This is a genomic window from Streptomyces sp. NPDC052107, assembly GCF_040680215.1.
Classification (GTDB): domain Bacteria; phylum Actinomycetota; class Actinomycetes; order Streptomycetales; family Streptomycetaceae; genus Streptomyces.
Window position 1 is genome coordinate 1 of sequence record NZ_JBFAWG010000077.1, and the last position, 24,859, is coordinate 24,859.

Genomic DNA, 24,859 nt, shown 5'->3' on the forward strand with positions numbered 1-24,859 from the left:
ATGGCGCGGGGAGTTTGATGCTGACCTCGCCGTCGGGGGTGACGCGGATGGTCTCGTTGCCGCACCCCTTCCCGGTCTCGCCATCCGCGGCGAGGAACCGGCGCCCGGCCTGCCAACGCTCACGCCACCCGGCCTCGGTGAGCTGGGCCGTATCGAGGTGGTGGCGGGTGTTCAGCAGTTGCTTGCCGCCGCGCACCACGTGCACCACACCGGACTGCCAGTCGGCCCGCACCGCCTCAAGCCGGTCCTGAAGGACGTGCAGGCGCCGGGACTTGGCATGCCACTCGCGCCGCGAGCGGTAGCCGCCCGGCGCCTGCCCGCTGCCCTTCTCCCCGAGCGGGAGGGACAGCCGGTGCGCGACCGTGCGCACCCCCGCCTCCAGGCCCTGGAGGTGCGCCAGCCGGGCACGCCGGGCCAGTCCCCACTGATCATGCGTGGCCTTCGTGATCGACCCCGCCCACCGGGACGACGACAACCCGGTCAGCACCCGCTTGCGCTCCGCCCACGCATCACTGTCGTGATCCGGCCCGGCCCCGCACCGTGCCTTCAGGTCACGGGAGGCGAGCGAACCGAGATGGTCACCGACCAGACGCAGCACCTGCTCGTCGTCGGTGGTCAGCTGCCTGAGCCGGTCACGGACGGCCACCCCGGACGGACCGGGCACCACGAACGGCGCCGCCACCTCCCGCAGCCCACCCACCACCAACACCCCCCCAACCCCGCAGAACCCCGTCACCAAACCCAACGACCACCACCCGCCGAGGCCACCCATTCGATGAGAGAACTATCGTTCCCCGTACGCCCACCACAGCCCGAACACTCACTCATCCGCGCCAGAACACACTCGCACGCTGTTCCGCGGCAGCTGTTCACAACCCTTCGGCCCCGCTCCGTAGACCGGCGGCGGACGGCGCCGGTGCGGCCGGGCCCGGCAGGGTGACCGTATGCAGAGGACCAAGGGGATCAAGCGTGCAGAGTTCCTGGCCGGCCTGGCGTCCGCGGGGCTCGCCGCGGCCGTGCTGCCGGCGGGGGAGGCCCGCGCCACGCAGGGGAGTTCGGGGCGGACCCGCGGCGCGCAGGGCGGGCTGCGCCATCACGGTGCCGTGTACACCGTGGGCGAGGGAGAGACACCGAGTACGGCCTTCAGCGCGGCCCGGATGCGGAAGGACATCCGGGTCATCCGCGACGAGCTGCACGCCGCCACCGTCGACGTGACAGGTGACGGCGTGGAACGCCTCACGGCCACCGCCGCCGAGGCCGCCGAACGGGGACTGCGCGTCTGGCTGCAGCCGACCCTCGGCGACGTCCCGGAACGCGACATCCTGGAACACCTCGCCGAGACCGGCCGGTTCGCGGAGCGGCTGCGCCGGCACGGGGCGGCCGTGGATCTCAGCGTGGGCTGCGAGTTCTGGCTGTTCGTCCCCGGGATCGTCCCCGGCGACACGGTCTTCGAACGCATCCGGAACCTGCGCGACGGCAAGGTCGACCCCGTCGCCATGCAGCGCCGCCTGGACGGCTTCACGGCGAAGACGGCCACGGTCGGCCGGTCCGTCTTCCACGGCCGGCTGAGCTACGCCGCCGCCCAGGACGACAAGGTCGACTGGCGCCTCTTCGACGTCGTGGGCATCGACTACTTACTCGTATTTCCCCCACAAGGCCGACTACGCAACGGAGTTGAGCCGCCATCTGCGATGGGGCAAGCCGCTGGCCATCACCGAGTTCGGCACCTGCGCCTACGCCGGGGCACCGAAGACCGCCGGCATGGGCTGGGACATCGTCGACTACGACAAGAAGCCCCGGGAGATCAAGGGCGACCTGGTCCGCAGCGAACGCACCCAGGCGGCCTATCTCATGCAGCTCCTCGACGTGTTCTCCTCGATGGGGCTGTCCGCGGCGATGGCCTTCGAGTTCGTGACCCCCGACGCCCCGCACCGCCCGGGCGACCCGCGCCACGACCTCGACATGGCGAGCTGCGCCATCACCAGGACCATCAAGACCGCCCGGACGACCCCGACTCCGGCTGGCACTGGGAGCCCAAGGAGGCCTTCCACGCCCTGGCCCGCCACTACCGGCACGCCCGGACCGGCCGCCGGCCGGGCCAGGTGTAGTGGACAGGCGCCCCGGCTCACCCGTTCGGAGGACCGTCCGGCTTGCCGCGCCGCCGTCGCCGAGCCGGGGCCAGATGATGCGGGCATGCCCGCGACCCGCCCGCCGATCGGGCCCCCGGCCCGCCCTCCGACCCAGGCCACGACCGATCGCCGGACCGATTGCCGGACCGATTGCCGGACCGATTGCCGGACCGATTGCCGGACCGCCCGAGCCCGCCGCGCCCTGCCGACCCGCGCCCGCGGTCACCCGGGGCGGAGTCATGCGAAGGCAAACGTGAACGCAAACGTGAACGCAATCGGCCAGTGTCGAGGTGGACGCGCGGGTGCGCGGGGAGCGGCGGGACGCCACCAAAATTGTATCGCTCGTTTTCTTGAATCGCTCGTGTTTATGAGGGTAGGTTCGCCCTCATGACCGCCTCCCCGACCCCGACCACCGCCGAGGAGCTCCGCGGTGCCGGCCTGCGCGTGACGGCAGCCCGCGTCGCGCTGCTGGAGACCGTCCGGGCGGGCGACCACCTCGGTGTCGAGGCGATCGCCTCCGGGGTACGCAACCGCGTGGGCCACATCTCCCTGCAAGCCGTCTACGAGGCCCTTCACGCCCTCACCGCGGCGGGCCTCGTCCGCCGTATCGAGCCGGCCGGTCACCCGGCCCGGTACGAGGGACGCGTGGGGGACAACCACCACCACATCGTGTGCCGGTCGTGCGGTGCCGTCGTCGACGTCGACTGCGCGGTCGGCGACGCGCCCTGCCTGACCGCCTCCGACGACCGAGGCTTCGCCATCGACGAGGCCGAAGTCGTCTATTGGGGTATGTGCCCCGACTGTTCCACCGGCCGCAGTTCCTGAGCACCGAGTTCCGCACAGTTCGGAAGGATTGCCATGACTGAGAACCACGACGCGATCGTCACAGACGCGAAGGCGGAGGGGGCGAGCGGCGGCTGCCCCGTCGCCCATGACCGGGCCCTGCACCCGACCCAGGGCGGTGGCAACCGCCAGTGGTGGCCGGAGCGGCTCAACCTGAAGATCCTTGCCCAGAACCCGCCCGTGACGAACCCGCTCGGTGAGGAGTTCGACTACGCCGAGGCGTTCCAGAGCCTCGACCTTCCGGCCGTGAAGCGGGACATCGCCGAGGTACTCACCACCTCGCAGGACTGGTGGCCCGCCGACTTCGGCCACTACGGCCCGCTGATCATCCGAATGGCCTGGCACAGCGCCGGCACCTACCGCATCAGCGACGGCCGCGGCGGCGCCGGCGCCGGCCAGCAGCGCTTCGCCCCGCTGAACAGCTGGCCCGACAACGTCAACCTGGACAAGGCCCGCCGGCTGCTGTGGCCGGTGAAGAAGAAGTACGGCCAGAAGATCTCCTGGGCCGACCTGATGATCCTCGCCGGCAACGTGGCGCTGGAGTCCATGGGCTTCGACACCTTCGGTTTCGGCGGTGGCCGCGAGGACGTCTGGGAGGCGGAGGAGGACGTCTACTGGGGTCCCGAGACCACCTGGCTGGACGACAAGCGCTACACCGGCGACCGCGAGCTGGAGAACCCGCTCGGCGCCGTCCAGATGGGTCTGATCTACGTCAACCCCGAGGGCCCGAACGGCAACCCGGACCCGCTGGCCGCGGCCCGCGACATCCGTGAGACGTTCCGCCGCATGGCGATGAACGACGAGGAGACCGTCGCCCTCATCGCGGGTGGCCACACCTTCGGCAAGACCCACGGCGCCGGACCCGCCGACGCGGTCGGTCTCGACCCCGAGGCCGCCGGCTTCGAGGAGCAGGGCCTCGGCTGGAAGAGCACCTTCGGCACCGGCAAGGGCGCGGACGCCATCGGCTCCGGCCTCGAGGTCACCTGGACCAACACGCCCACCCGGTGGAGCAACAATTTCTTCAAGATCCTCTTCGAGTACGAGTGGGAGCTGACCGAGTCCCCGGCCGGCGCCAAGCAGTGGCGGCCGAAGGACGGCGCGGGTGAGGGCACCGTCCCGCACGCCCACGACGCCTCGAAGAAGATCGCCCCGGGCATGCTCACGACGGACCTGTCGCTGCGCTTCGACCCGATCTACGAGCCGATCTCCCGGCGGTTCTACGAGAACCCGGAGGAGTTCGCGGACGCCTTCGCCCGCGCCTGGTACAAGCTCACCCACCGTGACATGGGCCCGAAGTCGCTGTACCTCGGCCCGGAGGTCCCGGAGGAGACCCTGATCTGGCAGGACCCGCTGCCGGAGCGCGAGGGCGAGCTGGTCGACGACGCCGACATCGCGGCCCTGAAGACCAAGCTGCTCGATTCCGGGCTGTCGGTGTCCCAGCTGGTCAGCACCGCCTGGGCGTCCGCCTCCACCTTCCGTGGCACCGACAAGCGCGGCGGTGCCAACGGCGCCCGTATCCGCCTGCAGCCGCAGCGCGGCTGGGAGGTCAACGAGCCCGACGAGCTGGCCCAGGTGCTGCGCACCCTCGAGGGCATCCAGCAGGAGTTCAACGCCTCCTCCGGCGCCAAGAAGGTCTCCCTGGCCGACCTCATCGTCCTCGGTGGTGCCGCCGCGGTCGAGAAGGCCGCCAAGGAGGGCGGCTACGAGGTCGAGGTGCCCTTCGCGCCGGGCCGCGTGGACGCGACCGAGGAGCACACCGACACCGAGTCCTTCGAGGCGCTGGAGCCGACCGCGGACGGCTTCCGTAACTACCTCGGCAAGGGCAACCGCCTGCCGGCCGAGTACCTGCTGGTCGACAAGGCCAACCTGCTGAACCTGAGCGGCCCCGAGATGACGGTGCTCGTCGGTGGTCTGCGCGTGCTCGGTGCCAACCACCAGCAGTCGCAGCTCGGCGTCCTCACCAAGACGCCCGGCGTCCTCACCAACGACTTCTTCGTCAACCTGCTCGACATGGGCACGGCCTGGAAGTCGGTCTCCGAGGACCAGACCTCGTTCGAGGGCCGTGACGCCGTCACGGGCGAGCTGAAGTGGGCCGGCAGCCGTGCCGACCTGGTCTTCGGCTCCAACTCCGAGCTGCGCGCCCTCGCCGAGGTCTACGCCAGCGACGACGCGAAGGAGAAGTTCGTGAAGGACTTCGTCGCCGCGTGGGACAAGGTCATGAACCTGGACCGGTTCGACCTGGTCTGAGCACGGCTTCGAGGGCGTCCGGCCCGACCCGCTCGGGTCGGGCCGGACGCCCTCGTCGTTCGAGCGGACCTCGGGCCCTGTGTCACCGAAAAGTCACAGGAGATCCACAACCGTCACAGACGATCCACAGCGGAAACCCGGAGTCTCCCGGCACTGTCTCCCTCGGCGAGCACCGGCACCGAGCCGGTCGAACCACGCACACCGGAAATCGGGGGACCTCATGCACCACCGCAACACCATCCGCCTCGCCGCGTCGGCGACGGCCGTGATCGCCGCCGCGCTGTCACTGACGGCGTGCGGCCCGGGAGACAGTGACGGGGCGGCCACGACGGCCTCACCGACCCCGGCCTCCGCCACCCCCTCCCGCACCGCCCCCGCCACCACGAGCCCCACCGCCACGCCCCCGTCGACCTCGGGATCCTCCGGCGGTACCTCGACCGCCCCGAGCGCCCCGGCCTCTCCGGCGTCCGACGCCTCGGCCGGCGCGGCGCCGTCATGCTCGCCGTCGGCCGTGGAGGCGACGGCCCACCAGGCGGCCAACCGCCCGGACGGCACCGGCACGGGCGCGGCGATCGTGGAGTTCACCAATGTCTCCGGGCACGCGTGCGTGCTGCGGGGCCACCCGTCGGTGGCCGGAGCGGGCAACGGTTCCCCCGAGCACAACATCCCCCTGAAGGTGACCCCGGCGGGCACCGCATCGCCCGTGAGTCTCGCGCCGGGCGGCAAAGCATGGGTGAAGCTGACCTTCCACCAGGTGCAGGGCGAGGGCGACGGCTACTGCGTGTCCGGCGCGAAGCCCGCCGTCTACCCGACGCTCGTCGTGGGGCTGCCCGGCGCGGGGGCGCACCAGGTCGCGCTGTCGGACGGCGAGTTCGCCGAATGCGACAACACCGTCACCGCGACCGCGGTCTCGGCGGCGAAGCCTGCCTGACCGGCACGTGATCGGCGGGCGGCCGGCCGCGAGCACGCCTCGGCCCGCCGCCCGCCCGCCACGAGGGCCACGCCTCCCCGGCCGAACAGCGGTGAGGCGGGAAGGCGCGGTACGGCGTGGTGATCGGGGCCTCGGTGACTCAGTGGTTCGCGCGCCCCTAGACCTTCGGGCGCGGCCCGCCCGGCTCCAGCGTCGCGAGCTTGTCCGGGTTCGTGACCAGGTACACCTCGCGGACCTGTGCGCCGTCCGGGTCGAGGTCCATGACCATCACGGCGTGCGGGGAGCCGTCCTCGAACACCACCACGGCCGCGTCGCCGTTGACGTCCCGGTGCTGGAACTCCAGCCCCGCCGCCGAACGCGCGGCGTAGCCGGTGAGCGCCCGTGCCACCTTGTCCCGGCCGCGGATCGGCCGCGGTGCCGCCTGTGCCTTGCCGCCGCCGTCCGTCCACAACGTGGCCTCCGGCGCCAGGATCTCCAGCAGCGCCCCGAGGTCCCCGCCGAGCGTGGCGGCCACGAACCGTTCCGTGGCCTGCCGCCGGACCCGGGGATGCGCCTGGTAGCGGGGGCGCCGGGCGCGCACATGGGACCGGGCGCGGTGCGCGAGCTGCCGTACGGCCGCGGGGCTGCGGCCGAGGATGTCCGCGATCTCGGTGTGGGCATAGCCGAACACCTCGTGCAGGACGAACACCGCCCGCTCCAGCGGGGTCAGGGTCTCCAGCACGACCAGCATGGCCAGCGACACCGATTCGGCGCGCACCGCACCCTCGGACGCGTCCTCGCCGGCCGCCGGACCGGCAGGGCGGTCTGTGAGCAGGGGTTCCGGCAGCCAGGGCCCGACGTATGTCTCGCGCCGCCGGGCGATCCGCGCCCGCCGCGCGAGCGCGTGCCGCACGGCGATCCGTACGAGATACGCCCGCGGATGCCCGATCTCCGCCGCCTGCCCCGCGTCCCCGGCACCCGAACGACCCGCCCAGGACAGCCAGGTCTCCTGCAGCACGTCCTCGGCGTCGGTGACGGTGCCCAGCATGTTGTACGCCACGGCGAACAGCAGCTCACGGTGGTCGAGGAACGCCTGTGTGGCGGTGTCCGTCCCCGCGGGCGTCCGGTTGTCGGCCATGGCATCTCCTCACGACGTCTGCCCACCCAGAGGGGCCGGGGCCCCGGAGTGTGACATCGGGGGGCGGATCTGTGCCGTAGGTCTCATCCTGCTCCCTCCCTGTCACACTCGCCGCCCTCCCGGCCCTCTCGGTCCACGGCAGCAGCACCACGCAGCGAAGGAGCAGCCCATGCGACTCGTCGTCTTCGGCGCGAACGGGCCGACCGGACGGCAGGTCACCGAGCAGGCGACCGCCGCCGGACACACCGTCACCGCCGTCACCCGCCGCCCCGGTGCCTTCCCGCTGGGCCACCCCCGCCTGCGGGTCGCGGAGGCCGACGTCCTGGACCGGGCGGCGGTCGAGAGCGTCGTCCCCGGACACGACGCGGTGATCTCCACGCTCGGCGTCCCGTACGGCCGGGCCCCGGTCACCGTGTACTCGACCGGCCTCACCCACATCACCAGGGCCATGACCCGGCACGGCGTCCGGCGCCTGGTGTGCGTCACCTCCACCGTCCTGTTCGACGTGCCGGCACCCGGCGAGGGCGTCTTCTTCCGGAAGGTGCTCGAGCCCTTCTTCGTGCGGGTCGTCGGGCGCACGGTCTACGACGACATGCGCCGCATGGAGGAGATCGTGCGCGCGGGCGGTCACGACTGGACGGTGCTCCGGCCCGCCGGGCTCTTCGACACGAGCGAGGTCAGCGACTACCGGCTGGCCCCCGGCCGGCTGCCCGGGCGGTTCACCTCCCGGGCCGACCTCGCGCACGCGCTCGTGCGCGAGGCCGTCACCGAGGGGCATCCGCGCGCCTTCCTCGACGTGCGCACCACCGAGGGCACCCCGCGCTTCCTCGACCTCGTCAAGAAGGAGGGGCTCGGCAGGTGAAGCGCGCCGGTTACGAAGGCCAGCCGCCGTAGGGGACGGTGATCAGCTCCATGGCGTGCCCCGCCGGATCCATGAAGTACACGCCCCGGCCGCCGTCGTTGTGGTTGATCGTGCCGGGCCGCCGCCGGCGCGGGTCGGCGTAGTGCTCGATGCCGCGCTCGACGATCCGCGCGTACGCGGCGTCGAACTCCTCTGCGGAGACCAGGAAGGCGTAGTGCTGGGGGGTGATGTGTTCCTCCGGGATGGTGGCGAAGTCCAGGGTGACTCCGCCTGCCAGGGCGACCGCGACGAACGGGCCCCATTCCGAGGTGATCTCGAGACCGAGCAGTCCGCTGAAGAACTCGGCGGGCTCCCGGTTGTCCCGGGCATGGACGATGGTGTGGTTGAACTCGACCGACAAGGAATGCCTCCACGGCATGTCCTGGCACCTCCATGCCTCACCCGGCCGGTGACCGGCACGCGATGCCGTCGGCGATCCTGACCGGGGACGCGACGGCGCGTCGACGACGTGCGGTGGGTCCTGCTGGCCGACCGTGTCGTTCGCGGTGACGGGGTGGGTCTCCAGGTCCGCGGCACCGAGCAGGTCGGCGACGAGCTCGGCAGACCCTCCGACGTACGTGCTGGGCAGATCGACGTCACCGCCGAGGCACCAGGCCCGGTTCGCGGGCCACCACAGGTCGGGCAGCTCGGCGAACTCGTCCAGCGACACCGGCGAGACGACGTCGGGCAAGGTGCCGGAGAGCAGCACCTCCTCCCGGCCAGGGGTCTCGAACGTGGGAAACCGGTCGAACTCCCAGCGGCCGCACCCGTGCCACAGCCCGTACCAGCACCGCTCCGCAGTGTTGGTGTGGGGGCGAGCACGGGAACCAGGGCCCGTGCGACACCGGGTGGGGCGGCCCCTCCCCGGGGTACTCGTCCCAGACGCCGGGAAGGCCGTACTCGGCGGCGTTGAGGAACTCGCTGTCCATACCGGCGACCTAATACCAGCGCGAGCCCGGCGTGACCCGGGTCCCGTGCGCGGCGGCCACCGTCGATCAGCGCACCGGCCGCTCCTCCAGCCAGGCCGGGTGCAGGATCCGGGCGTACGCCTCGAAGTCCGGACCGCTGACGCCCGTCACCGTGCCGAAGGCCCCGCATCCCGGCGCGGACACGGTGAGCCACTGGGCGGGGGAGAGGTCGTCGGTACGGACGCGCAGGCGGCCGTGACACTCCGGAGCGGGGTTCCGGTGAGCCGGTCGGATGTCGTGCATCCGCACAGTGTGCCGGGTGGGCCGGGTGGTTCAGGCCAACCGCCCCTGCCCGTCGGGCGGAGAGGGCGGCTGACCCGTCACTGACGGGCTGGGCCCCGTCAGGCGCCCCGGTGCACCACGTGCCCGCCGGTGACCGTCAACGCCACCGGGGACTCGGCGAGTTCGTCGCCGGGCGCGTGCACGGGGTCCACGACCAGCGCGGTGAGGTCGGCCCGGCAGCCGGGCGCGACACGGCCGGCGAGGGCGGACTCGCCGGCGGCGGCCGCCGCGTGGCTGGTGCAGCCCTCCAGCGCCTGCAACGGCGTCAGGCCCGGCCGGCGGGCCGCGGCGCCCTTCGGCCGGCGGGCCGTCGCCAGCACGGCCCGGACGTCGTAGTGCGCGATGGGCCAGTCCGAGCCGAGGGCGAGTGTGGCGCCCGTCTCCCGCAGATCGCGCAGCCGCCAGGCACGGGCGGCCCGGTCGTCACCCAGCCGGCGGGACCACTCGTCGGTGCCGTCGTCGCGCGTGTATCCGGTGTGCGGCGGCTGCAGGGAGGCCGCGACCCCCAACTGGGCGAAGCGGGGCAGGAGTTCGTCCGGAACGGTCTCGATGTGCTCGATCCGGTGGGCGCCGTGCCCGCCCGGCCCGAGGGAGGCGACGGTGTCCAGGACATGCCGTACGGCCGCGTCCCCGATGGCGTGGGTGGCGGTGCGGACACCGGCCGTGTGCAGGGTGCGGACGGCCTCGGCGTAGGCGTGCGGGTCCGGCCAGAACGCGTCGGTGCCCTGACCGTGGCAGTCGGGGTGCTCCAGCCAGGCCGTGCCGCCCTCGACGGTGCCGTCCATGAAGAACTTGACCCCGCCGACCAGCCAGTGCCGCCCGCCCCGGCCCTGCAGCCCGATCAGCTCGCGCAGCGCGTCCTGGTCGGCGCCCGGCATGTACCAGGGAGCGAACCGCAGCCGCACCGGCAGAACCGTCTCCTCGGCCACCGCCGCGACCAGATCGAGGTCGCCGCCGTCCATCACATGGGCCCCGGTGAGCCCCGTTGCGGCCATGGCGGACAGCAAATCCAGCAACCGGGCCCGCCGTTCGGCGTACGACAGGCGGGGCACGATGTCCGCCACCAGGTCCATCGCGGCGTGCTCGACCAGATGGCCGGTGGGCCGGCCCGAGGCGTCGCACACCACCTCGGCGTGCTGGGCGAAGGCACGCGGGCCGGTCACCTCGGCGGCGGCGAGGGCGGCGGCGTTGGCAAGGGCGGAGTGGCCGTCGTACAGGCGCAGGAAGGCCGGGGTGCCGCCGAGCACGCCGGCCACCAGGTCGTGGTGGATGGGGCGGCCCTCGAACGCGTTGTGGTCCAGGCCGTGGCCGACGACCCAGCCGTCGATCCGCTCGGCCCCGGCGAGCGCCGCGCGCAGCCCGGCCAGGTCGGTCACGCCCGACAGGTCCGTGCCCGTCGCCATGTCCAGTCCCCACACCGGATGGCTGTGCGCGTCGACCAGTCCGGGCACGAGGTGCGCGCCGTGCAGGTCGACCACCTCGGTGCCGGGGCCGCGCCAGTCCCGGACGTCCTCCGCCTCGCCGACAGCGGTGATCACCCCGTGGCGCACGGCGACGGCGGAGGCGGCGGGGCGGGCGGGGTCGAGGGTGCGGACCTGGGCGCCGGCGAGGATGAGGTCGGCAGCGTGCATCGTGGCAACTCCTGTAGGGGAAGAGGGTGTTCGGGTCACTCGGCGGGTGCGGTGACGGCGGCCGGTGCGGTGTCCTCGCCGAGACTGGTGTCCTGGCCGGTACCGCTCACCTCGCCCGTTCCGGCGTACTCACCGGGCTCGGTGGCGAACCGGGCGTACACCTCCGGACGGGAGCGGCGCAGCCACCAGGCCAGCGGCAGACCGAGCGCGAAGACGGCCGGTGCCACGACGACCAGCAGGACGTTCACGGTCGCGGACGCGCCGGTGAACAGGTCGATGTGGGTCACGACCAGTGCGATCGCGGTGGCCAGCAGGACGGTGGCGAGCACGGGCGCCACCACGGTGCGCACGGCTCCCTCGGCGTGCCGTACCCGCCGGAAGTAGCACGGCACGGCGATCGCGGCGAGCAGCTGCAGCAGCAACAGGCCGATCATCCCAGGGGTGTTCACCCACAGCAGCAGCTGCTGGTACGGGTCGGCGTGCGCGGCCCAGAACGCGAGGACGACGACCGCGCCGAGGACGGTCTGGGCGGCGCCGGCGACGTACGGGGAGCGGTGGCGCGGGTGGATCCGGCCGAGCCGGCGGGGCAGCACACCCTCCTCGGCGAGAGCGAGGACATAGCGGTTGATGGCGTTGTGGAAGGCGAGGAGGGACGCGATGACGCTGGTGACGATGAAGACGTGCATCAGGTCGGCGGCCCAGCCACCCACATAGGTGCTGATCGCGGTGAAGAACAGGCCCACCGGGTCCTCGCCGGCCGCGCGCACGACCTGGTCGTCGCCGAAGGCCTGGACGGCGATCCAGACGACGAACGCGTAGAACAGGCCGAGGAATCCGACGGCCAGATACGTGGCGCGCGGGACCGTGCGCGCGGGGTCGCGGGCCTCGCGGCGGTAGATGACGGTCGACTCGAAGCCGGTGAACGCGGCGAAGGCGAAGGCCAGTACGGCCGCCATGCCGGGCACGAGCACATGGGCGGGCGCCAGTGAGGCGAGGGACAGCCCGTGGGCGCCGCCCTTCACCAGCACCCCGCCGGCGAGCAGCACGAGTATCCCGGTCTCGCAGACGAGCAGGACGCCGAGGACCTTGGCGCCGAAGTCGATCGAGCGGTAGCCGCCGTAGCCGATCAGCAGCAGGCCGGCCAGGGAGACGGGCAGCCAGGGCACGTCGACGTCGAAGAGGGTGTGCAGGGTGTCGCGGGTGGTCGTGGCGATCAGGCCGTAGACGCCGATCTCCATGCCGTTGTAGCCGATCAGCGCCAGCAGGGCGGCGCCGATGCCGACCGGGCGGCCGAGGCCGCGGGTGATGTAGGCGTAGAACGCGCCGCCGCTGGTCACATGGCGGCTCATGGCGGTGAAACCGACGGCGAACACGGCGAGCGTCAGGCCGGCCAGGAGATAGCCGACGGGCGCGCCGATGCCGCCCAGCAGGATCGCGAGCGGTGCGACGCCGGCCATGACGGTCAGGGGAGCGGCGGCGGAGACGACGAAGAAGGCGATGTCGGCGGTGCCGAGGGAACCGGACCGGAGGGTGGCCGCGCCGGACGGCGCTCGCTGCTCCGGGGGCTCGGCGGGGGACACGGACATACGGGGGAGCCCTTCTGGCGGCGGAGGGGAGGGGGTCCGGGTGGGGGTCCCGATGGTGGGGTCAGCGGGGGTTGGCGTGCGCCGGCGGGCCGGGCCGTGGTGGGCCGCGCATGCCGGCGTCTCCGGGCGCACGGGAGGGATGGCGGGCGCCCGGAGCCGTAAACCTAAAGGCTTTCGGTTTTCGCAATGTAACCTGCCGTTGGGCATCCGGGAAGACCTCAGGGAGAACGCTGACCATGGGACGGCCGCGCACACCGCTCCTCGACCGCGAGCGCATCACCACCACCGCGCTGCAACTGATCGACGAGGCCGGTGACTTCAGCGTCCCGCAGATCGCCCGGCGGCTCGGCGCGCAGACCGGCTCGGTGTACCACCACGTCGAGGGCCGCGACGGGATAGTGGAACTGCTGCGGGAGCGCGTCTGCGATGCCATCGACCCGGGCACCCTCGAACTGACCCCCTGGGACACGGCCCTCGAAGCCTGGGCCCGCTCCTACCGCGCCGCGTTCGCCGCGCACCCCCGGACGATCCCCCTGCTCATGACCTCGCCGGTGCGCGCGCCCCGGGTCCTGGAGCAGTACGAGCGCGCGGTGAGCCTCCTGCTCGACGCCGGCTTCGACCGCGCCGGGATCATGCCGCTGATCATCGCCCTGGAGAACCTGGTGCTGGGCTCCGCCCTCGACCTCGCCGCACCGGAGACGATGTGGGAGCTGACGGACCGCATACCCACCCCGCATCTCGCGGAGGCGCTCGCCGCCGTGGGCGAGGGCCGGGCCGACCGCGCCTTCGAGGTGGGGCTGACCGCCTTCATGAACCACGCGCGCGCACTTCGCGGCGAGGACCGCTGACGGCCCGAGCGGTGTTCCCCCACCGTCAAAGCGGACAGTATCTGACCTACTTGGGGTCTACGGTCGCACCATCGGTTGACCTTGCGTCTCCCTCCCCGGCTTCGGCCGGGGAGGGAGACGCATTCTTGTCACGGAGGTGCGCAGCGGCCGGGGTTCGCTTCGTTGTCGGTGGTGGCCGGTAGCGTGATCGCACCGGCTTTGATCTCGGAGAAGGGGGTGGCGGGATGATTGGTGCGTACAAGTTCCTCCTGCGGCCCACCGTGGGCCGGCAGGGTGCGCTCGCGGAGATGCTGCGTGATCACTGCTCGCTGACTCGCGATCCTGGCCGCCAAGGCGGAAGGCGCCGGACGGGAAGTGATGGCGGTGGACCCCCGCCACGCCTCCCGGCGGTGCCCCGCATGCGGGCACACCGCCAAGGAGAACCGGCCCACCCAGGAGACGTTCCACTGCCAGGCGTGCGGCCACCACGCGCACGCGGACACGGTGGGCGCCCAGAACGTTCTACGGGCCGGGCCGGCCCGTCGCCAAGCCACACCGGCATAGCGAGAAGCCCCCTCAATCATGAGGGGAGGAGTCACGGTCACTTCTTCGGAGAACCGCGAGCCACTGTCGTCCGACGAGCGCGCCGAGCTGCTGCAAGCCCTGGCCGAGCAGCGGGAGTTGCTGCTGATCACCGTGCGCGGTGTGAGCGTTGCCGAGGCGGCCCGGCGGACCACGGTGAGATAGCTGACGCTGGGCCGGATCGTCAAGCATCTGGCGCGCGGGTGTGGGCACAGATCATGGCGAAGGGCGACGGCGAGGCGCCGGAGGGCATGCTCGACCTCGGCCAGTACCGCATGGCGGACGGCGACACACTCGCCGGGTTGCTGGAGGAGTACGCGGCAGGCACCCGCGCGATCGAGGCGGCCGCAGCGGCTCTGCCGGGGCTGGACCGCGGACCGTGCCGCTGCCCAGGACCCCCTGGTCCCCGCCCGAGACCGTGTACTGGTCCGCCCGGCGCATCCTGCTGCACCTGATCCGCGAGACGGCCCAGCACGCCGGGCACGCGGACATCATCCGGGAGGCGCTCGACGGGGCGAACACCACCGCGCAGCGGTGAGCGTCCGTACGGGTTTCCCAGTACCGCCAGTAACATGATCACCTTGGTTCCGGGTTACCAGTCAGTCAACTTGGTGCTGTCCCAGGACGCGCCCTGCCCGGAGATGTCGAGATGCCCAAGTCCTCTCTCAACGACGCGTTGGAAAACGCGCGCCTCACCTATGAGCAGCACGTGCGGACCTGCCGTCAGTGTCATGCCGACGGCGCGGCCTGTGCCGTCGCCAAGCACCTCCTGCGGATCTACAACATCGCCCGCAGGGACCACCTGCGGGCGGGCGGACGGCACGCCGCCATGGACTGACCGGGCCGTTCGGTCCGCGTGGCCCGGGGAACCCGGTCGCCGTCCCGTCCACCCGAGACGCAGGGGGCCGCCGTGACCGACCAGCACGGTGACCGGCCGAACCCGGTAACCCAGCACGCCCGCCCCGACTTCCCCTCCCAGGATCAGCCGCATCCGGGCTGGACCGGCCCGATGGACCCGCCGCCCGACCACGGCGAGGACTCCTACCGCGGCGCCGGCCGGCTGGACGGCCGTAAGACCGTGATCACGGGTGGGGACTCCGGGATCGGCCGGGCGGTGGCGCCGGCGTTCGCCCGGGAGGGCGCCGATGTGCTGTTCACGCATCTCGCCGAGGAGGAGAACGAGGCCCGCGAGACGTCCCGGCTGGTGGAGCGTACAAGCCCGGCCCGCATCTGCTGGACTACGCGATGGCCGAGGGTGCGATCGTCACCTTCACCCGGGGGCTCGCGCAGATGGTCGCCGGGCGTGGCGTCCGGGTCAACGCGGTGGCGTCGGGGCCGGTGTGGACGCCGCTGATCCCCGCGACCCTGCCGGACACGAGGGAGTTCGGGCAGCAGGCTCCGCTCGGCCGCCCTGCCCAGCCCGTCGAACTCGCCCCCGCTTACGTGTACTCGGCCTCACCGCAGGCGAGTTACATCACGGCCGAGATCCTCAACGCGACCGGCGGCACCCCGCTGCCCTGACCTCAGGTCTCGTACACCGTGCGGACGTTGGCGCGCGGCGGCGGGGCGTGCCGGGCCGCGGGGCCCTTCGCGAACGTGCGCAGGAGGTTCTCCGTGGTGCGGGTGACGAAGGCACGGGTGCGGGCGTCCATGCCGTGGTCGCGCCCGTACATGCCGGTTCCGGCCAGCAGGCCCTCCACCCAGCGCATGGTGCCGGTCGCGAACACGCCGGCGCCACTGGAGGCCGAGTAGTACGCCGAGTCGCTGTGGCTGGGGCGTGCGTTGCAGACCAGTGGGGAGTGCGCGGTGATCTCCAGCGGGCCGGGGGTGGGCGCGCCGGGGGTGATCCGGTCGTACTCGACCCCCACGAGATGCGCGAAGGCGTCGCCGGAGCGCGCGCCGGTGCCTTCGTACAGCCAGTGGTCGGCGGCCCGGACGACATAGGGGGCGTCCACCGGATAGCCCTCGTAGAGCACGCCGGTCAGGGAGGACTCGGGATCCGCGGCCGGTGGGAGACGGTAGTCGGTGGTCACCAGGGCCGGCCGCGAGCCGTAGCAGGGGTCTGCGCGGTAGGCGGTCTTGTAGCAGACCACGGTACGGTCGTCCGCGCCTTCCCCGGCCTCCAGCCGGACCCGGCGGAAGCAGGTGTTCGCGCCGAGGAAGGCGAAGTTCGTGCCGGCGTCCCGGGCGGCGGTCACATGGGCCCGCTGCTCCGGCGTCCAGTACTCGTCGTGGCCCAGGCAGACGACGGCGTGCGCGCCGCGCAGCACCGCGGGATCGCGGTGGACGTCCACGCCGGTGGTGTAGGCGAGTGGTATGCCGAGGCGCTCGGCGAGCACCACCAGCGCCCACTCGTACACCTGGAACTTCTCGGCGCCTTCGCCGTCGTAGGGGCGGTCGAAGCTCACCGCGAGCGAGCGGGTGGCGTACGCCCCGGACGCGCCGTTGTAGAGGCTGCTGCCGCCCCAGCGGTTGTACGCCTGCCAGGTGGCCGGGGCGTGCAGCAGGACCGTACGGCCCGTGCCGTCGGTGGAGCGGACGATCAGCGGAACGTAACGCTGGTGGCCGGTGTCCGCCTCCAGCCGCAGCAGATAGGCGCCTTCCGGCCAGCCCGAGGTGTCCACCGGCAGCGTCACCGGCCAGTCGGCGCGCACCGTGCGGGTGGCGCCCAGCAGGCGCGGCGCCGGCTGGGCGCGGCCGGGTATGCGCCCGGACGCCCAGATCCGGCGGGCCTGCTTGCCGCCGTACCAGCCGACCCGGAACGCCGAGACCCGGAACGCCGCGGCGGTGGTGGACACATGCAGCCCGAACGCCTCGCCCGGGGTCACGCTCACCCGGTCCGTGTAGCCGGCCACGGCGTCCGGCGGGCCGGGGGAGGCCAGTCGCCAGTCGGCGGTGCCCGGGGCGTCCTGCTCGGCCTCGGGCCGCAGCCGCCCGGGGGCCGTGGTGGAGTGCGGATGCGGCGGTGCCGCCGTGCACGCGGCGGCCGTGCCCAGGCCCAGGCCTGCGCTCAGGATGAGAAAGCGCCGGCGGCCAAGGCCGTCCGACGGCGTGGTGTCCCGTGCCGGAGCCACTTCACCTCCCGGGGTGGTCGGCTCCAGCGTCACGACGCCCGCGCGGCCGGCGCAACCCGCGGAGCCGGGGGAACACCGGTCGGCAGGCCGTGCGAGCCCGCCTGCCCGGGCCGTCGGCGGTGCGGCCGAACGGGTGACGCCGTGGGGTGCGGTCAGGTGCGGAAGCCGCTGTGCACATGGTCGTGATGAGTGGCGTCGCTGAAGAACTGACCGGCACTGCCGCCCGACAGCAGCACGGGACCGCCCACGTTGTACGACCCGGCGGCCGCCGCGTCCCGCATGAACCGCTCGATCAGGCTCCGGGGGGTCGCCGGGTCGACGACCGCGTGGCCGTCGATCCGCCACACGTCGAAGGCCCGGCCCCGCGGATGGTCGCTGGGCCGGCTGGTGCCGAACACGTCCAGCGGATGCCCGGAGCGGACGACGCTCACCTCCAACCGGTACGTCCGCGCCAGCGCGAGCATCGCCTTCGCCACGCTGGTGTGCACCTGACCACTGCGCAGGTCCGCCACGGCGGCGGGCGGCAACACGATCCGGTCGTCGGACAGCACGCTCCGGATGTCCGGCGCCGACGACCGGGCGGCCGGTCCCGGGTGCGCCGGGTGCAGGGCATCGGCCGTCCAGCCGGAACCCGACCGGGACAGGCGCACGTCGACCGTCGTCCCGCCGGCGCTCACCGTGCCGGCGCGCCGGGTCCACTGCCGGCACACCACCAGCACGCTGGCCGACCGGGACAGGATCCCGCCGTACTGAGCGTCCACGACCTGCAGCGCCGCCTGGTCGGCCGCCGGCAGCAGCGGCCCGGCCTGGCCGACGAGGGCCGTCGGCAGCCCGAGCGCCGCGACCCTCGCCCGGGCCGCCGCCGCGCCGCCGTGCCCGTCGCCCCACGCGCCGATCGCCTCCACCAGCTGCACGGCGCGCAGCTTCGCGGCCGGTTGGACTTCGGCGGACGTGGGCCGCCAGGGAGTGGTGCGCGGTAGAGCGGAGGAGGGCGACGGCGCCCCGGTGCCGGTCGAGGACTGCTGGGACGGGTGTGCGGGGGGCGTATGGGGCCGGTGCGGGGCCGGGGCCGTACGGCTGGAACAGCCCGCCGCGCCGAGCGCGACACCGGCGAGGGCCGCCAGCACGGTACGGCGGCCGGGCGGGGGAGCTGCGGGCGCACGGGTGCGGGTCATACGGCCCAGTGTCCGCCGCACGGTACGGTGGCGGCGAGCGCGAGCGGGCACGGGCGCCGTACCGGGCGGGGCGCTCGATACGGCGACGACGCGTCGGCGCACCGACAACCGGTCGGCCGCCTTGCCTCGGCACCTGGACACGCCCCCTGCTGCTGGGCCGCTCCTCGGCGACCCGGCACCCGGCATCCCGGATCCCGACCCGGGACCAGCGGACCAACTCACCTAGAACGGTGGGTCGTTGAAGATCTCCAGCAGTGACTCGGAGCTCTGCTCGGCGTTCGGGCTGGTGCCCGACGCGTCGGGAAACGTGCGGCCCCAGGACGCGGCGCGGCCCAGAACGCTCAGGCGCCACGCGAGGCGTGCGGCGCGGCGCAGCTCCGCGGGCGTGCGGCCGGCGCCCGTCCAGGGCTCCAGATAGGCGTCGAGCAGCCGGGCCAGGACCCGCGGCCCGTACCGTGCGCGGGCCTTCTCGACGGGAATCCGCAGGCTGCAGAACGGGTGCGAAACGACCGCGTCGCCCCAGTCGAAGAAGGTGAACCGGCCCGGCGCCGGATGGAACAGCTGGCCGTCGTGCAGGTCCGCGTGGTCGAGGGTGTCCTCGACACCGAGGGAGGCGAGTTCCGCGCACCACTCGGTGAGCCGGGGCCGCAGCCGCTCCAGCCGCTCGCGTGCCTCCGGAAGAAGCGCGGTGCTCCTAGTGAGCAGCGCGTCGAACGCCTCGGGCAGGTCGGGGGTCCGGGTGGCGGGCACCCCCAGCCGTTCGATCTCGCGCACGTGCGGAGTGAGGGCCCGCTGCAGGCTCGCGTACCGGCCCAGCAGCTCCTCCCAGGTGCGGGGCTCGACCGGCTCCCGGGCGAGCACGTCGCGGAACAGCTCTCCTCCGTCGGGCAGCAGCACCCAGGCACGCCCGGCGTCGACGGCCAGCGGCTGGAGCACATGTTCCGGCACCCAGCGGGCCAGTGCGGCGGTCAACGGCCCCTCGAAGGCGCTGGCCGGCGGATTCGCCTTGAACCAGACGGCGTCCCGTCCCTCGACGGGCACCCGCACCAGCACCGACCACGGCCGCAGCCGCACCCGCAACTCACCGCCTCCCCGCAGGCCGTGTGCGGCGAGCTGCTCCGCCACCCAGTCGAGGGCCGAGGCCCGCCACGACTCCTGCTCCCACGGGGTCGGCGCGTACTGGTATTTGCTCCGGTCCACGACGATCGAGAACTCACCTTGCACCGCGCCATCTCAACATCACCGCCGGGGAGCCGGCCACCCATTTCGTCCGGTGACGCGCCGCAGGGCTGCCTGGGACGCGAACGCGCCCCCGGTCACCGACCGGGGGCGCGTCACTGTGTGCGGGACTGCGGGATCAGGCCTGCTGCTTGCGGCGCAGCGTCAGGTACGTGCCGGTCGCACCCGCGGCCAGCAGGGCACCCACGCCGAGGCCGACGGGGAGGGTCGGGAAGCCGGAGGCGTCGGTCGTCGCGGCCGCGTTCTGCATCGCCGGGCCCGGAGTGATGTTCGTGGACACCGGGGCGACGTGCTGGATCGGACCGACGTGCTTGACCGAGCCGTCGGAGTTCAGCAGCACCTGCTTGTTGTTCGGGTGCCGGAAGTCGAACATGCCCGCGAGGGAGCCGGCCGTGGCGTCGAAGGAGTGGTCACCGATCTGGCCGGTGCGCCAGTTGTCCTCGATGAACCGGGTGATCGACGCCTGGTCCGTCAGCGTGTGGTCGACCTTGTTGACCTTGCTGTACGGCGAGATGACGAGCAGCGGCTGGCGGGTGCCGGGGCCGCAGCGGTCGGCGTAACCGCCGGACGCCGTCGGGCCGTTCTGGCAGGCCGGGCTGTCGGTGGCCTTGCCGTTGGAGCCGAGGGAGGTGTCCGTCGAGCCGTTCTTCGGCATGACGTAGGCGTGGTCGTACCAGCCGTCGGAGTCGTCGTAGGCGACCACGATCGCGGTGGACTTCCACTGCGGCGAGCTCTGGATCGCGTTGATCTGCTGCACCAGGAAGTGCTGCTCGTCGATCGGGTCGGAGTACGCGGCGTGCCCGTCCTGGTACTCACCGGCCTTGACGAAGCTGACGGCCGGCAGCTTGGCCGCCTTCAGCGCGGCGGAGAAGTCGGTCAGGTCGTAGTTGTGGTTGGCCTGACCGTCGTGGCCGATCTCCGAGACGCTCTTCGGCGCCAGGTGGTGCGGGTTCGCCGTCGACTTGTAGTACGCGAACGGGTTGTGGTGCGGGCTGTAGTCCACCACGGCGGCGCCGCCCACGTTGGTGTGCGTGGTGTCGCACTTGGCGTAGTTGCCGGACGTGCCGTTCCACGCGGTCGACGGGCGGAAGCCGCCCTGGAACCAGCCCCAGCTCACCTTCTTGGCGTTGAGCAGGTCACCGACGTTCTTGCCCTGCATCGCCGCCAGCGCGTTGCTGCTGGTGTGGTCCTTGCCGGAGCAGTCGTCGTAGGCCGGGTCGGGGTCGTTGATGACCGTGCCCACACCCTTGGCGTCGGGCGACTTCACCGTGTACGCGTCGGGCGTCGACGTCTGCTTCGGGTTCTCCGTGCCGGTGGACGGGTCCACGGAGATCACGCCGTGCGTCTGACCGGAGATCAGGTTCAGCGCTCCGGGCGTGGACGGGCCGTAGACGGAGCTGAAGCTGCGGTCGGACAGGGAGTAGTGCTGGGCGTAGTTCCACAGCGCGGTGACGCTGTTGCCGTCGTAGTAGTCCATGACCAGGCCGGGCTCGCCGAACAGGCCGCCGCTGCACTTGTCGACCTCGGTGTTCTGCACGAACTGGTCGGCCTTGCCGCCGTTGTACGCAAGCTGCTCGGCACCGTAGTTGTGGTTCTGGTCGCAGGTCATCGCCTGGGACGGGGACAGCCGCTTCGGCGCGTACTGGTTCGGGTTGTTCTTCAACAGCCCGGCGTGCGCGAGGGTGTCGATGTCCTTCGGGGTGTTCTTCGACGCGGTGAACTTCGTGCCGTCGGTGTTGGCGGCCTTCGGGTACGTGGCGAAGTAGTGGTCGAAGGAGATGTTCTCGTCGAAGAGAACAACGACGTGCTTGATCGGCGTTGCGGTCGAGGAGTGCCCGCCCTGCGCCGCCGCGGGCGCCGCCGCCCAGCCCGGCGCGTTGCTGCCGAGCACGGTGAGCGCCGCGGCTCCCGCGAGCGCGCCCAGGCTCCGCATCGCGGCTCGTCTTCCTCTGCTGGCCATGGTGGTCTACCCCTCCGGACAGAACGTCTGTGCGTCGTACAAGCAGGGATGCTGCGCCCGTTCCTGGGCGTGTCGGCGGAGCAATGATGGCGTGTGGGTGAACACCGAGTCAGGGATGCTAGGGCAAAACTTGACTGTGTATTGACCCATCCGGCGGTCGAGTTGTCCGGACAGGTTCAGCCGAACAGGGCGCGCCCGTACCAGTCCTGGGTGTCCCGTACGCCGGGCAGCGCGAAGAAGTAGCCGCCGCCGAACGGGCTGATGTAGTCCGTCAGCGGCTCGCCCGCCAGCCGGTGCTGCACCGTCTCGAACTGCCGCTTCAGGTCCTGCTGGTAGCAGGAGAACAGCAGGCCCATGTCGAGGTTGCCGTTGGCGTCCATGCCGCGGTCGTAGTTGTACGCGCGGCGCAGCAGGCGCTGGTCGGCGGTGGCCGGGGTGCGCGGGTTGGCGAGTCGTATGTGCGCGTCCAGCGGAATGACGTCACCCTTGGGGTCGTCGGCGTACTCCGGCGTGTCGTGCTCGTGGTCGCCGTCCAGGGGCGCGCCGGAGGAGCGGGCTCGGCCGAACATCCGCTCCTGTTCGCTGAGCGCGACCCGGTCCCAGAACTCCACCAGCATCCGGATCAGCCGTACGACCTGGTAGCTGCCGCCGACGGCCCAGTCCGGCTCGCCCATGCCCTTGCCCACCCACACCAGGCGGTCCATCTCGCGGGTACTGGTGGCGTCCGGGTTCGCGGTGCCGTCCTTGAAGCCCATCAGGTTGCGCGGGGTGCCGGAGGGCCGCGGCGGGCTGGAGAAGCCGTCCAGGCGCCAGCGGACCTGCGCGGCGCCCCGGGTGTGCCGGGCGATGTCGCGCAGCGCGTGCAGAGCGGTGTCCGGTTCGTCGGCGTGCAGTTGGAGGCTCAGGTCGCCGTGGCACCAGTCGGCCTGGAGGTCGTCGTCGGGGAAGGCGGGCATGGCGGTCAGCCGCCGGGGCCGGAGCGCGGCCAGTCCGTACCGGTCGTCGAAGAGGGAGGCGCCGACGCCGACGGTGACGGCCAGTTGACCGGAGGGCAACCGGTCGCCGAGGACGCCGGAGTCGGCCGGCGGGGCGGTGATGCCCGCCGGGGACGGAGTACCGCCCGAGGTGAGGAAGCGGGCCCGGTCGGTGAGCGTGCGCAGCAGGTCGGTGAGTTCGACGCGGCTCTCGGCGGTCACGTCGAGGGAGGCGAACACGCAACAGCGGCGCGGGGCCGCGATGGCCGAGGCCTGGTGGACGCCGTGGAACGGGGCGACGGACGTCGCCGGGGCGGCCGGGGCGGCCGGGGCGTCGGGGGCGGCGGCGCCCGTGGCGAGGCCGGCCCCCGCCAGGGCGGCGCCGCGCAGGAAGCCGCGGCGGCCCAGGCCGTCCGCTCGTTCGGCGCTGTTCACACGGTCGCTCACACGGTCCTCCGCGGGTCGCACAGGGTGGCCACCGACGCCAGGCGCTCGACCAGGTCGCCGAGCACCGCGTTCACGTCCTCCCGCCGGGTGCGGGTGAGACGGTCCAGCGGGGTCCAGGAATCGCCGTGGTGCAGCCCGTCGAGGGTGTGCTGGGCGCGGTCCAGCTCGCTGTCGAGTTCCGGGAGGCCGGCGTACCGGGACGTCAGCAGGGGCTTGAGCCCGGACAGCACCTGGCGGGTGCCGTCCAGGTTGGCCCGGGCGGTGGCGAGGTTGCTGCCGCTGCCGTAGTCGGTGCGGCCGGTCAGCTCGAACTGCACGGTGTTCTCCAGGATCTCGTGTGCGCGCAACCCCAGTTGGGCGGGGTCCATACGGGTCTGCGACCAGTTGTCCCGCAGCCCGGTCACCGCCTTCACCAGCGCCGCCGCCGGGGCGCGCAGCCCGTCGGCCGACTCACCGTGCCACAGCCCGTACTCGACGCGGTGGAACCCGGCGAAGTCCTTGTCGTGCACCCCGCCGGGCAGGCCGGCGTCGGTGCCGTTGATCGCCGCGTCCGCGTCCCCGAAGGCGTCGTACGCCGCGCCCAGCCGCTCGTACTCCAGATGCGCCGGCAGCCAGGCCGACCGGGCCGCGGCGAGGTCGCTCCGGTCGATCGCGTCCTTGAGCTTCGTCGTCAGCCGGACGACCTGGTCGAGCCCGCTGCCGACCCACTTCTGGTAGGAGAGGGCGGGCGGGATCAGGTCGTGCTCCGACACCGGTGCGGCGCCCGGGCCGCGCTGTCCGCCGGTGATGTGCACGGTGGGGCCGGTGACGGCGTCGGCGTCGTCGGGCACGCACTTGAAGGCGTACGTCCCCTTGCCCAGCCGGACCGTCAACTGCCGTGTCGTACCGGGACCGATGCCCTCCACCTCGCCGTACACCACCTGGCTGCCCGGGTCCTCCAGGTAGACCTCGGCGGCGCCGTCGGAGGAGTTGTGCAGGTCGAAGGTGCGCACGCCGGGCTCGGGCCGGATCCAGCCGCGGCCGCAGTGGCTCTCCGACACGTCGACGACGACGTGCCCCGATGGGGCGCCGGCGGTGCCGCCTTGGGGCCGGCCGCCGAGCGAGTACGCCAGCAGTGTGCCCGCGAGGGCCACGGCGAGGGCGACGAACACGGCGGGCGCCGTCCGGAGACGAGCGGACCGCGTGCCGAGGCGAGGCAACGGCATGGCGAGCCTTTCCGGGACGACGTAGTACGCAGCGGGCTCATGGTAGGCACCGCTCCGGATCCGAACAGTCGTCCCAGGACTTCGATGACCAAGATTTCCCCCGGGGTTCACCGGCGCGTGGCCTGACTCCGCCCTACACTCACATCGAAACGAGGTATCTCGAAACGAGGCGCGAGCCGTGTCCGGTGCCCCCGCCGCCTCCCTCCCGCTCGTCTTCGGCGACCATCCCGACCAGGTCACCGACCTGTACCTGCCCGACGGGACCGAACCGGGCCTGCCGCTGCTGCTGTTCTTCCACGGCGGTTTCTGGCGTGCCGAGCACGACCGGGGGCATGTCACCGGATTCGTCCGGGACCTCGCGGCGGAGACCGGCTGCGCTGTCGCCGGCGTCGAGTACCGGAGGGTCGGCGGCGCGGGCGGCTGGCCGGTCATGCTCACCGACACCGCGCGGGCCGCCGCAGGCCGGATCGACCCGGAGCGTGTGGTGTACGTCGGACACTCGGCCGGCGGCCATCTCGCCCTGTGGGCCGCGCTACGGCACCGGCTGCCCGAAGGCGCCCCCGGCCGGACGGCCACCCCGCCCACCGTGCTGGCGCTCGCACCCACGGCCGACCTGACCTGGGCCGACGAACTGGACAGCGGGCGGGGGGGTGCCCCTATGGGTTTCGTCAAGGGAATCGGCCTGCGTTTCGGTGAGTGGCAAGGCAGCATGGCGTGATGCCTGACCTGCTGTGGGATGAC

20 protein-coding genes and 4 pseudogenes are annotated in these 24,859 nt (G+C 72.5%); 12 read left to right on the plus strand and 12 right to left on the minus strand.

The genetic code is table 11. The features are described from left to right. A pseudogene (locus AB0M27_RS38600) lies at window positions 1-700 on the minus strand (IS200/IS605 family accessory protein TnpB-related protein); the annotation flags it as partial. Window positions 701-944: 244 nt separating this feature from the next. On the opposite strand from AB0M27_RS38600, the pseudogene AB0M27_RS38605 reads away from it, so the two are divergent. The 4 genes and pseudogenes from AB0M27_RS38605 to AB0M27_RS38620 all read left to right on the plus strand — a co-directional run bounded on the left by AB0M27_RS38605 (window position 945) and on the right by AB0M27_RS38620 (window position 6,150). Beyond that, window positions 945-2,108 (plus strand): annotated as a pseudogene (locus tag AB0M27_RS38605) (abortive phage infection protein). Between the two features lie 408 nt (window positions 2,109-2,516). Beyond that, window positions 2,517-2,954: a Fur family transcriptional regulator gene (locus AB0M27_RS38610; protein ID WP_228618143.1), complete on the plus strand. Its 438-nt coding sequence runs from the start codon at window positions 2,517-2,519 to the stop codon at window positions 2,952-2,954. A 33-nt stretch (window positions 2,955-2,987) separates the two neighbouring features. Continuing rightward, entirely contained in the window at window positions 2,988-5,219 is a 2,232-nt protein-coding gene (gene katG, locus AB0M27_RS38615; RefSeq protein ID WP_365729276.1) for a catalase/peroxidase HPI, read from the plus strand. A 220-nt stretch (window positions 5,220-5,439) separates the two neighbouring features. Then, window positions 5,440-6,150, plus strand: a complete 711-nt coding sequence (locus tag AB0M27_RS38620; protein ID WP_365729277.1) for a DUF4232 domain-containing protein — start codon at window positions 5,440-5,442, stop codon at window positions 6,148-6,150. A gap of 157 nt (window positions 6,151-6,307) precedes the next feature. Here the strand turns inward: AB0M27_RS38620 and sigJ are convergent, their stop codons facing one another. Beyond that, complete coding sequence (sigJ, locus tag AB0M27_RS38625; protein WP_365729279.1) at window positions 6,308-7,267, minus strand: RNA polymerase sigma factor SigJ; 960 nt, start codon at window positions 7,265-7,267, stop codon at window positions 6,308-6,310. Window positions 7,268-7,436: 169 nt separating this feature from the next. Here sigJ and AB0M27_RS38630 point away from each other — a divergent pair, with 169 nt between their 5' ends. Further along, entirely contained in the window at window positions 7,437-8,129 is a 693-nt protein-coding gene (locus tag AB0M27_RS38630) for an NAD(P)H-binding protein (RefSeq protein WP_365729282.1), read from the plus strand. A gap of 10 nt (window positions 8,130-8,139) precedes the next feature. Here AB0M27_RS38630 and AB0M27_RS38635 read toward each other — a convergent pair whose 3' ends face one another. From AB0M27_RS38635 to AB0M27_RS38650, 4 genes are all read right to left on the minus strand, one after another. Beyond that, window positions 8,140-8,529, minus strand: a complete 390-nt coding sequence (locus AB0M27_RS38635) for a VOC family protein (protein ID WP_365729310.1) — start codon at window positions 8,527-8,529, stop codon at window positions 8,140-8,142. Window positions 8,530-9,163: 634 nt separating this feature from the next. Further along, the gene (locus AB0M27_RS38640; protein ID WP_365729284.1) at window positions 9,164-9,379 is read right to left on the minus strand and encodes a hypothetical protein; all 216 of its coding nucleotides are present in this window, start codon (window positions 9,377-9,379) and stop codon (window positions 9,164-9,166) included. Window positions 9,380-9,477: 98 nt separating this feature from the next. Then, window positions 9,478-11,049, minus strand: a complete 1,572-nt coding sequence (locus AB0M27_RS38645) for an amidohydrolase family protein (RefSeq protein ID WP_365729287.1) — start codon at window positions 11,047-11,049, stop codon at window positions 9,478-9,480. A 35-nt stretch (window positions 11,050-11,084) separates the two neighbouring features. After that, window positions 11,085-12,635: an APC family permease gene (locus AB0M27_RS38650; RefSeq protein ID WP_365729289.1), complete on the minus strand. Its 1,551-nt coding sequence runs from the start codon at window positions 12,633-12,635 to the stop codon at window positions 11,085-11,087. Window positions 12,636-12,871: 236 nt separating this feature from the next. Between AB0M27_RS38650 and AB0M27_RS38655 the strand changes: the two genes are divergently transcribed. The 6 genes and pseudogenes from AB0M27_RS38655 (at window position 12,872) to AB0M27_RS38680 (ending at window position 15,565) form a co-directional block, all read left to right on the plus strand. After that, on the plus strand, window positions 12,872-13,483 hold the full coding sequence (locus AB0M27_RS38655; protein ID WP_365729292.1) for a TetR/AcrR family transcriptional regulator C-terminal domain-containing protein: 612 nt from the start codon (window positions 12,872-12,874) through the stop codon (window positions 13,481-13,483). Between the two features lie 312 nt (window positions 13,484-13,795). After that, window positions 13,796-14,026, plus strand: a pseudogene (locus AB0M27_RS38660) (zinc ribbon domain-containing protein); the annotation flags it as partial. An 18-nt stretch (window positions 14,027-14,044) separates the two neighbouring features. Then, a complete protein-coding gene (locus tag AB0M27_RS38665; RefSeq protein ID WP_365729293.1) occupies window positions 14,045-14,209 on the plus strand; it encodes a hypothetical protein in 165 nt (54 codons plus the stop codon). A gap of 214 nt (window positions 14,210-14,423) precedes the next feature. Continuing rightward, a complete protein-coding gene (locus AB0M27_RS38670; protein ID WP_365729295.1) occupies window positions 14,424-14,582 on the plus strand; it encodes a DUF664 domain-containing protein in 159 nt (52 codons plus the stop codon). 111 nt (window positions 14,583-14,693) lie between these two features. Next, window positions 14,694-14,882, plus strand: coding sequence for a hypothetical protein (locus AB0M27_RS38675; RefSeq protein WP_365729297.1), 189 nt, complete (start codon window positions 14,694-14,696; stop codon window positions 14,880-14,882). A gap of 171 nt (window positions 14,883-15,053) precedes the next feature. After that, window positions 15,054-15,565, plus strand: a pseudogene (locus tag AB0M27_RS38680) (SDR family oxidoreductase). A 2-nt stretch (window positions 15,566-15,567) separates the two neighbouring features. Here AB0M27_RS38680 and AB0M27_RS38685 read toward each other — a convergent pair. From AB0M27_RS38685 to AB0M27_RS38710, 6 genes are all read right to left on the minus strand, one after another. Continuing rightward, on the minus strand, window positions 15,568-17,118 hold the full coding sequence (locus tag AB0M27_RS38685) for a N,N-dimethylformamidase beta subunit family domain-containing protein (protein WP_365729299.1): 1,551 nt from the start codon (window positions 17,116-17,118) through the stop codon (window positions 15,568-15,570). A gap of 152 nt (window positions 17,119-17,270) precedes the next feature. Continuing rightward, window positions 17,271-18,293, minus strand: a complete 1,023-nt coding sequence (locus AB0M27_RS38690) for a hypothetical protein (RefSeq protein WP_365729300.1) — start codon at window positions 18,291-18,293, stop codon at window positions 17,271-17,273. 222 nt (window positions 18,294-18,515) lie between these two features. Further along, window positions 18,516-19,499, minus strand: a complete 984-nt coding sequence (locus tag AB0M27_RS38695) for a phosphotransferase (protein WP_365729314.1) — start codon at window positions 19,497-19,499, stop codon at window positions 18,516-18,518. A gap of 151 nt (window positions 19,500-19,650) precedes the next feature. Next, on the minus strand, window positions 19,651-21,465 hold the full coding sequence (locus AB0M27_RS38700; protein WP_365729302.1) for an alkaline phosphatase family protein: 1,815 nt from the start codon (window positions 21,463-21,465) through the stop codon (window positions 19,651-19,653). A gap of 203 nt (window positions 21,466-21,668) precedes the next feature. Then, window positions 21,669-22,913 (minus strand): iron uptake transporter deferrochelatase/peroxidase subunit, encoded by a 1,245-nt coding sequence (gene efeB / locus AB0M27_RS38705; protein ID WP_365729304.1) that lies wholly within the window; start codon window positions 22,911-22,913, stop codon window positions 21,669-21,671. Further along, a complete protein-coding gene (locus tag AB0M27_RS38710; RefSeq protein WP_365729306.1) occupies window positions 22,910-24,064 on the minus strand; it encodes an EfeM/EfeO family lipoprotein in 1,155 nt (384 codons plus the stop codon). The genes efeB and AB0M27_RS38710 overlap by 4 nt, the downstream gene beginning before the upstream one ends. A gap of 232 nt (window positions 24,065-24,296) precedes the next feature. Here AB0M27_RS38710 and AB0M27_RS38715 point away from each other — a divergent pair, with 232 nt between their 5' ends. Beyond that, complete coding sequence (locus tag AB0M27_RS38715; protein WP_365729309.1) at window positions 24,297-24,836, plus strand: alpha/beta hydrolase; 540 nt, start codon at window positions 24,297-24,299, stop codon at window positions 24,834-24,836. The last annotated feature ends 23 nt before the right edge of the window (window positions 24,837-24,859 follow it).

Coding starts and splice junctions, on each gene's coding strand:
- AB0M27_RS38655 (WP_365729292.1), top strand. CDS start 12,872: ATGGGACGGCCGCGCACACCGCTCCTCGACCGCGAGCGCATCACCACC.
- AB0M27_RS38620 (WP_365729277.1), top strand. CDS start 5,440: ATGCACCACCGCAACACCATCCGCCTCGCCGCGTCGGCGACGGCCGTG.
- AB0M27_RS38630 (WP_365729282.1), top strand. CDS start 7,437: ATGCGACTCGTCGTCTTCGGCGCGAACGGGCCGACCGGACGGCAGGTC.
- AB0M27_RS38650 (WP_365729289.1), bottom strand. CDS start 12,635: ATGTCCGTGTCCCCCGCCGAGCCCCCGGAGCAGCGAGCGCCGTCCGGC.
- sigJ (WP_365729279.1), bottom strand. CDS start 7,267: ATGGCCGACAACCGGACGCCCGCGGGGACGGACACCGCCACACAGGCG.
- AB0M27_RS38700 (WP_365729302.1), bottom strand. CDS start 21,465: ATGCGGAGCCTGGGCGCGCTCGCGGGAGCCGCGGCGCTCACCGTGCTC.
- AB0M27_RS38645 (WP_365729287.1), bottom strand. CDS start 11,049: ATGCACGCTGCCGACCTCATCCTCGCCGGCGCCCAGGTCCGCACCCTC.
- katG (WP_365729276.1), top strand. CDS start 2,988: ATGACTGAGAACCACGACGCGATCGTCACAGACGCGAAGGCGGAGGGG.
- AB0M27_RS38640 (WP_365729284.1), bottom strand. CDS start 9,379: ATGCACGACATCCGACCGGCTCACCGGAACCCCGCTCCGGAGTGTCAC.
- AB0M27_RS38610 (WP_228618143.1), top strand. CDS start 2,517: ATGACCGCCTCCCCGACCCCGACCACCGCCGAGGAGCTCCGCGGTGCC.
- AB0M27_RS38675 (WP_365729297.1), top strand. CDS start 14,694: ATGCCCAAGTCCTCTCTCAACGACGCGTTGGAAAACGCGCGCCTCACC.
- AB0M27_RS38690 (WP_365729300.1), bottom strand. CDS start 18,293: ATGACCCGCACCCGTGCGCCCGCAGCTCCCCCGCCCGGCCGCCGTACC.
- AB0M27_RS38665 (WP_365729293.1), top strand. CDS start 14,045: ATGAGGGGAGGAGTCACGGTCACTTCTTCGGAGAACCGCGAGCCACTG.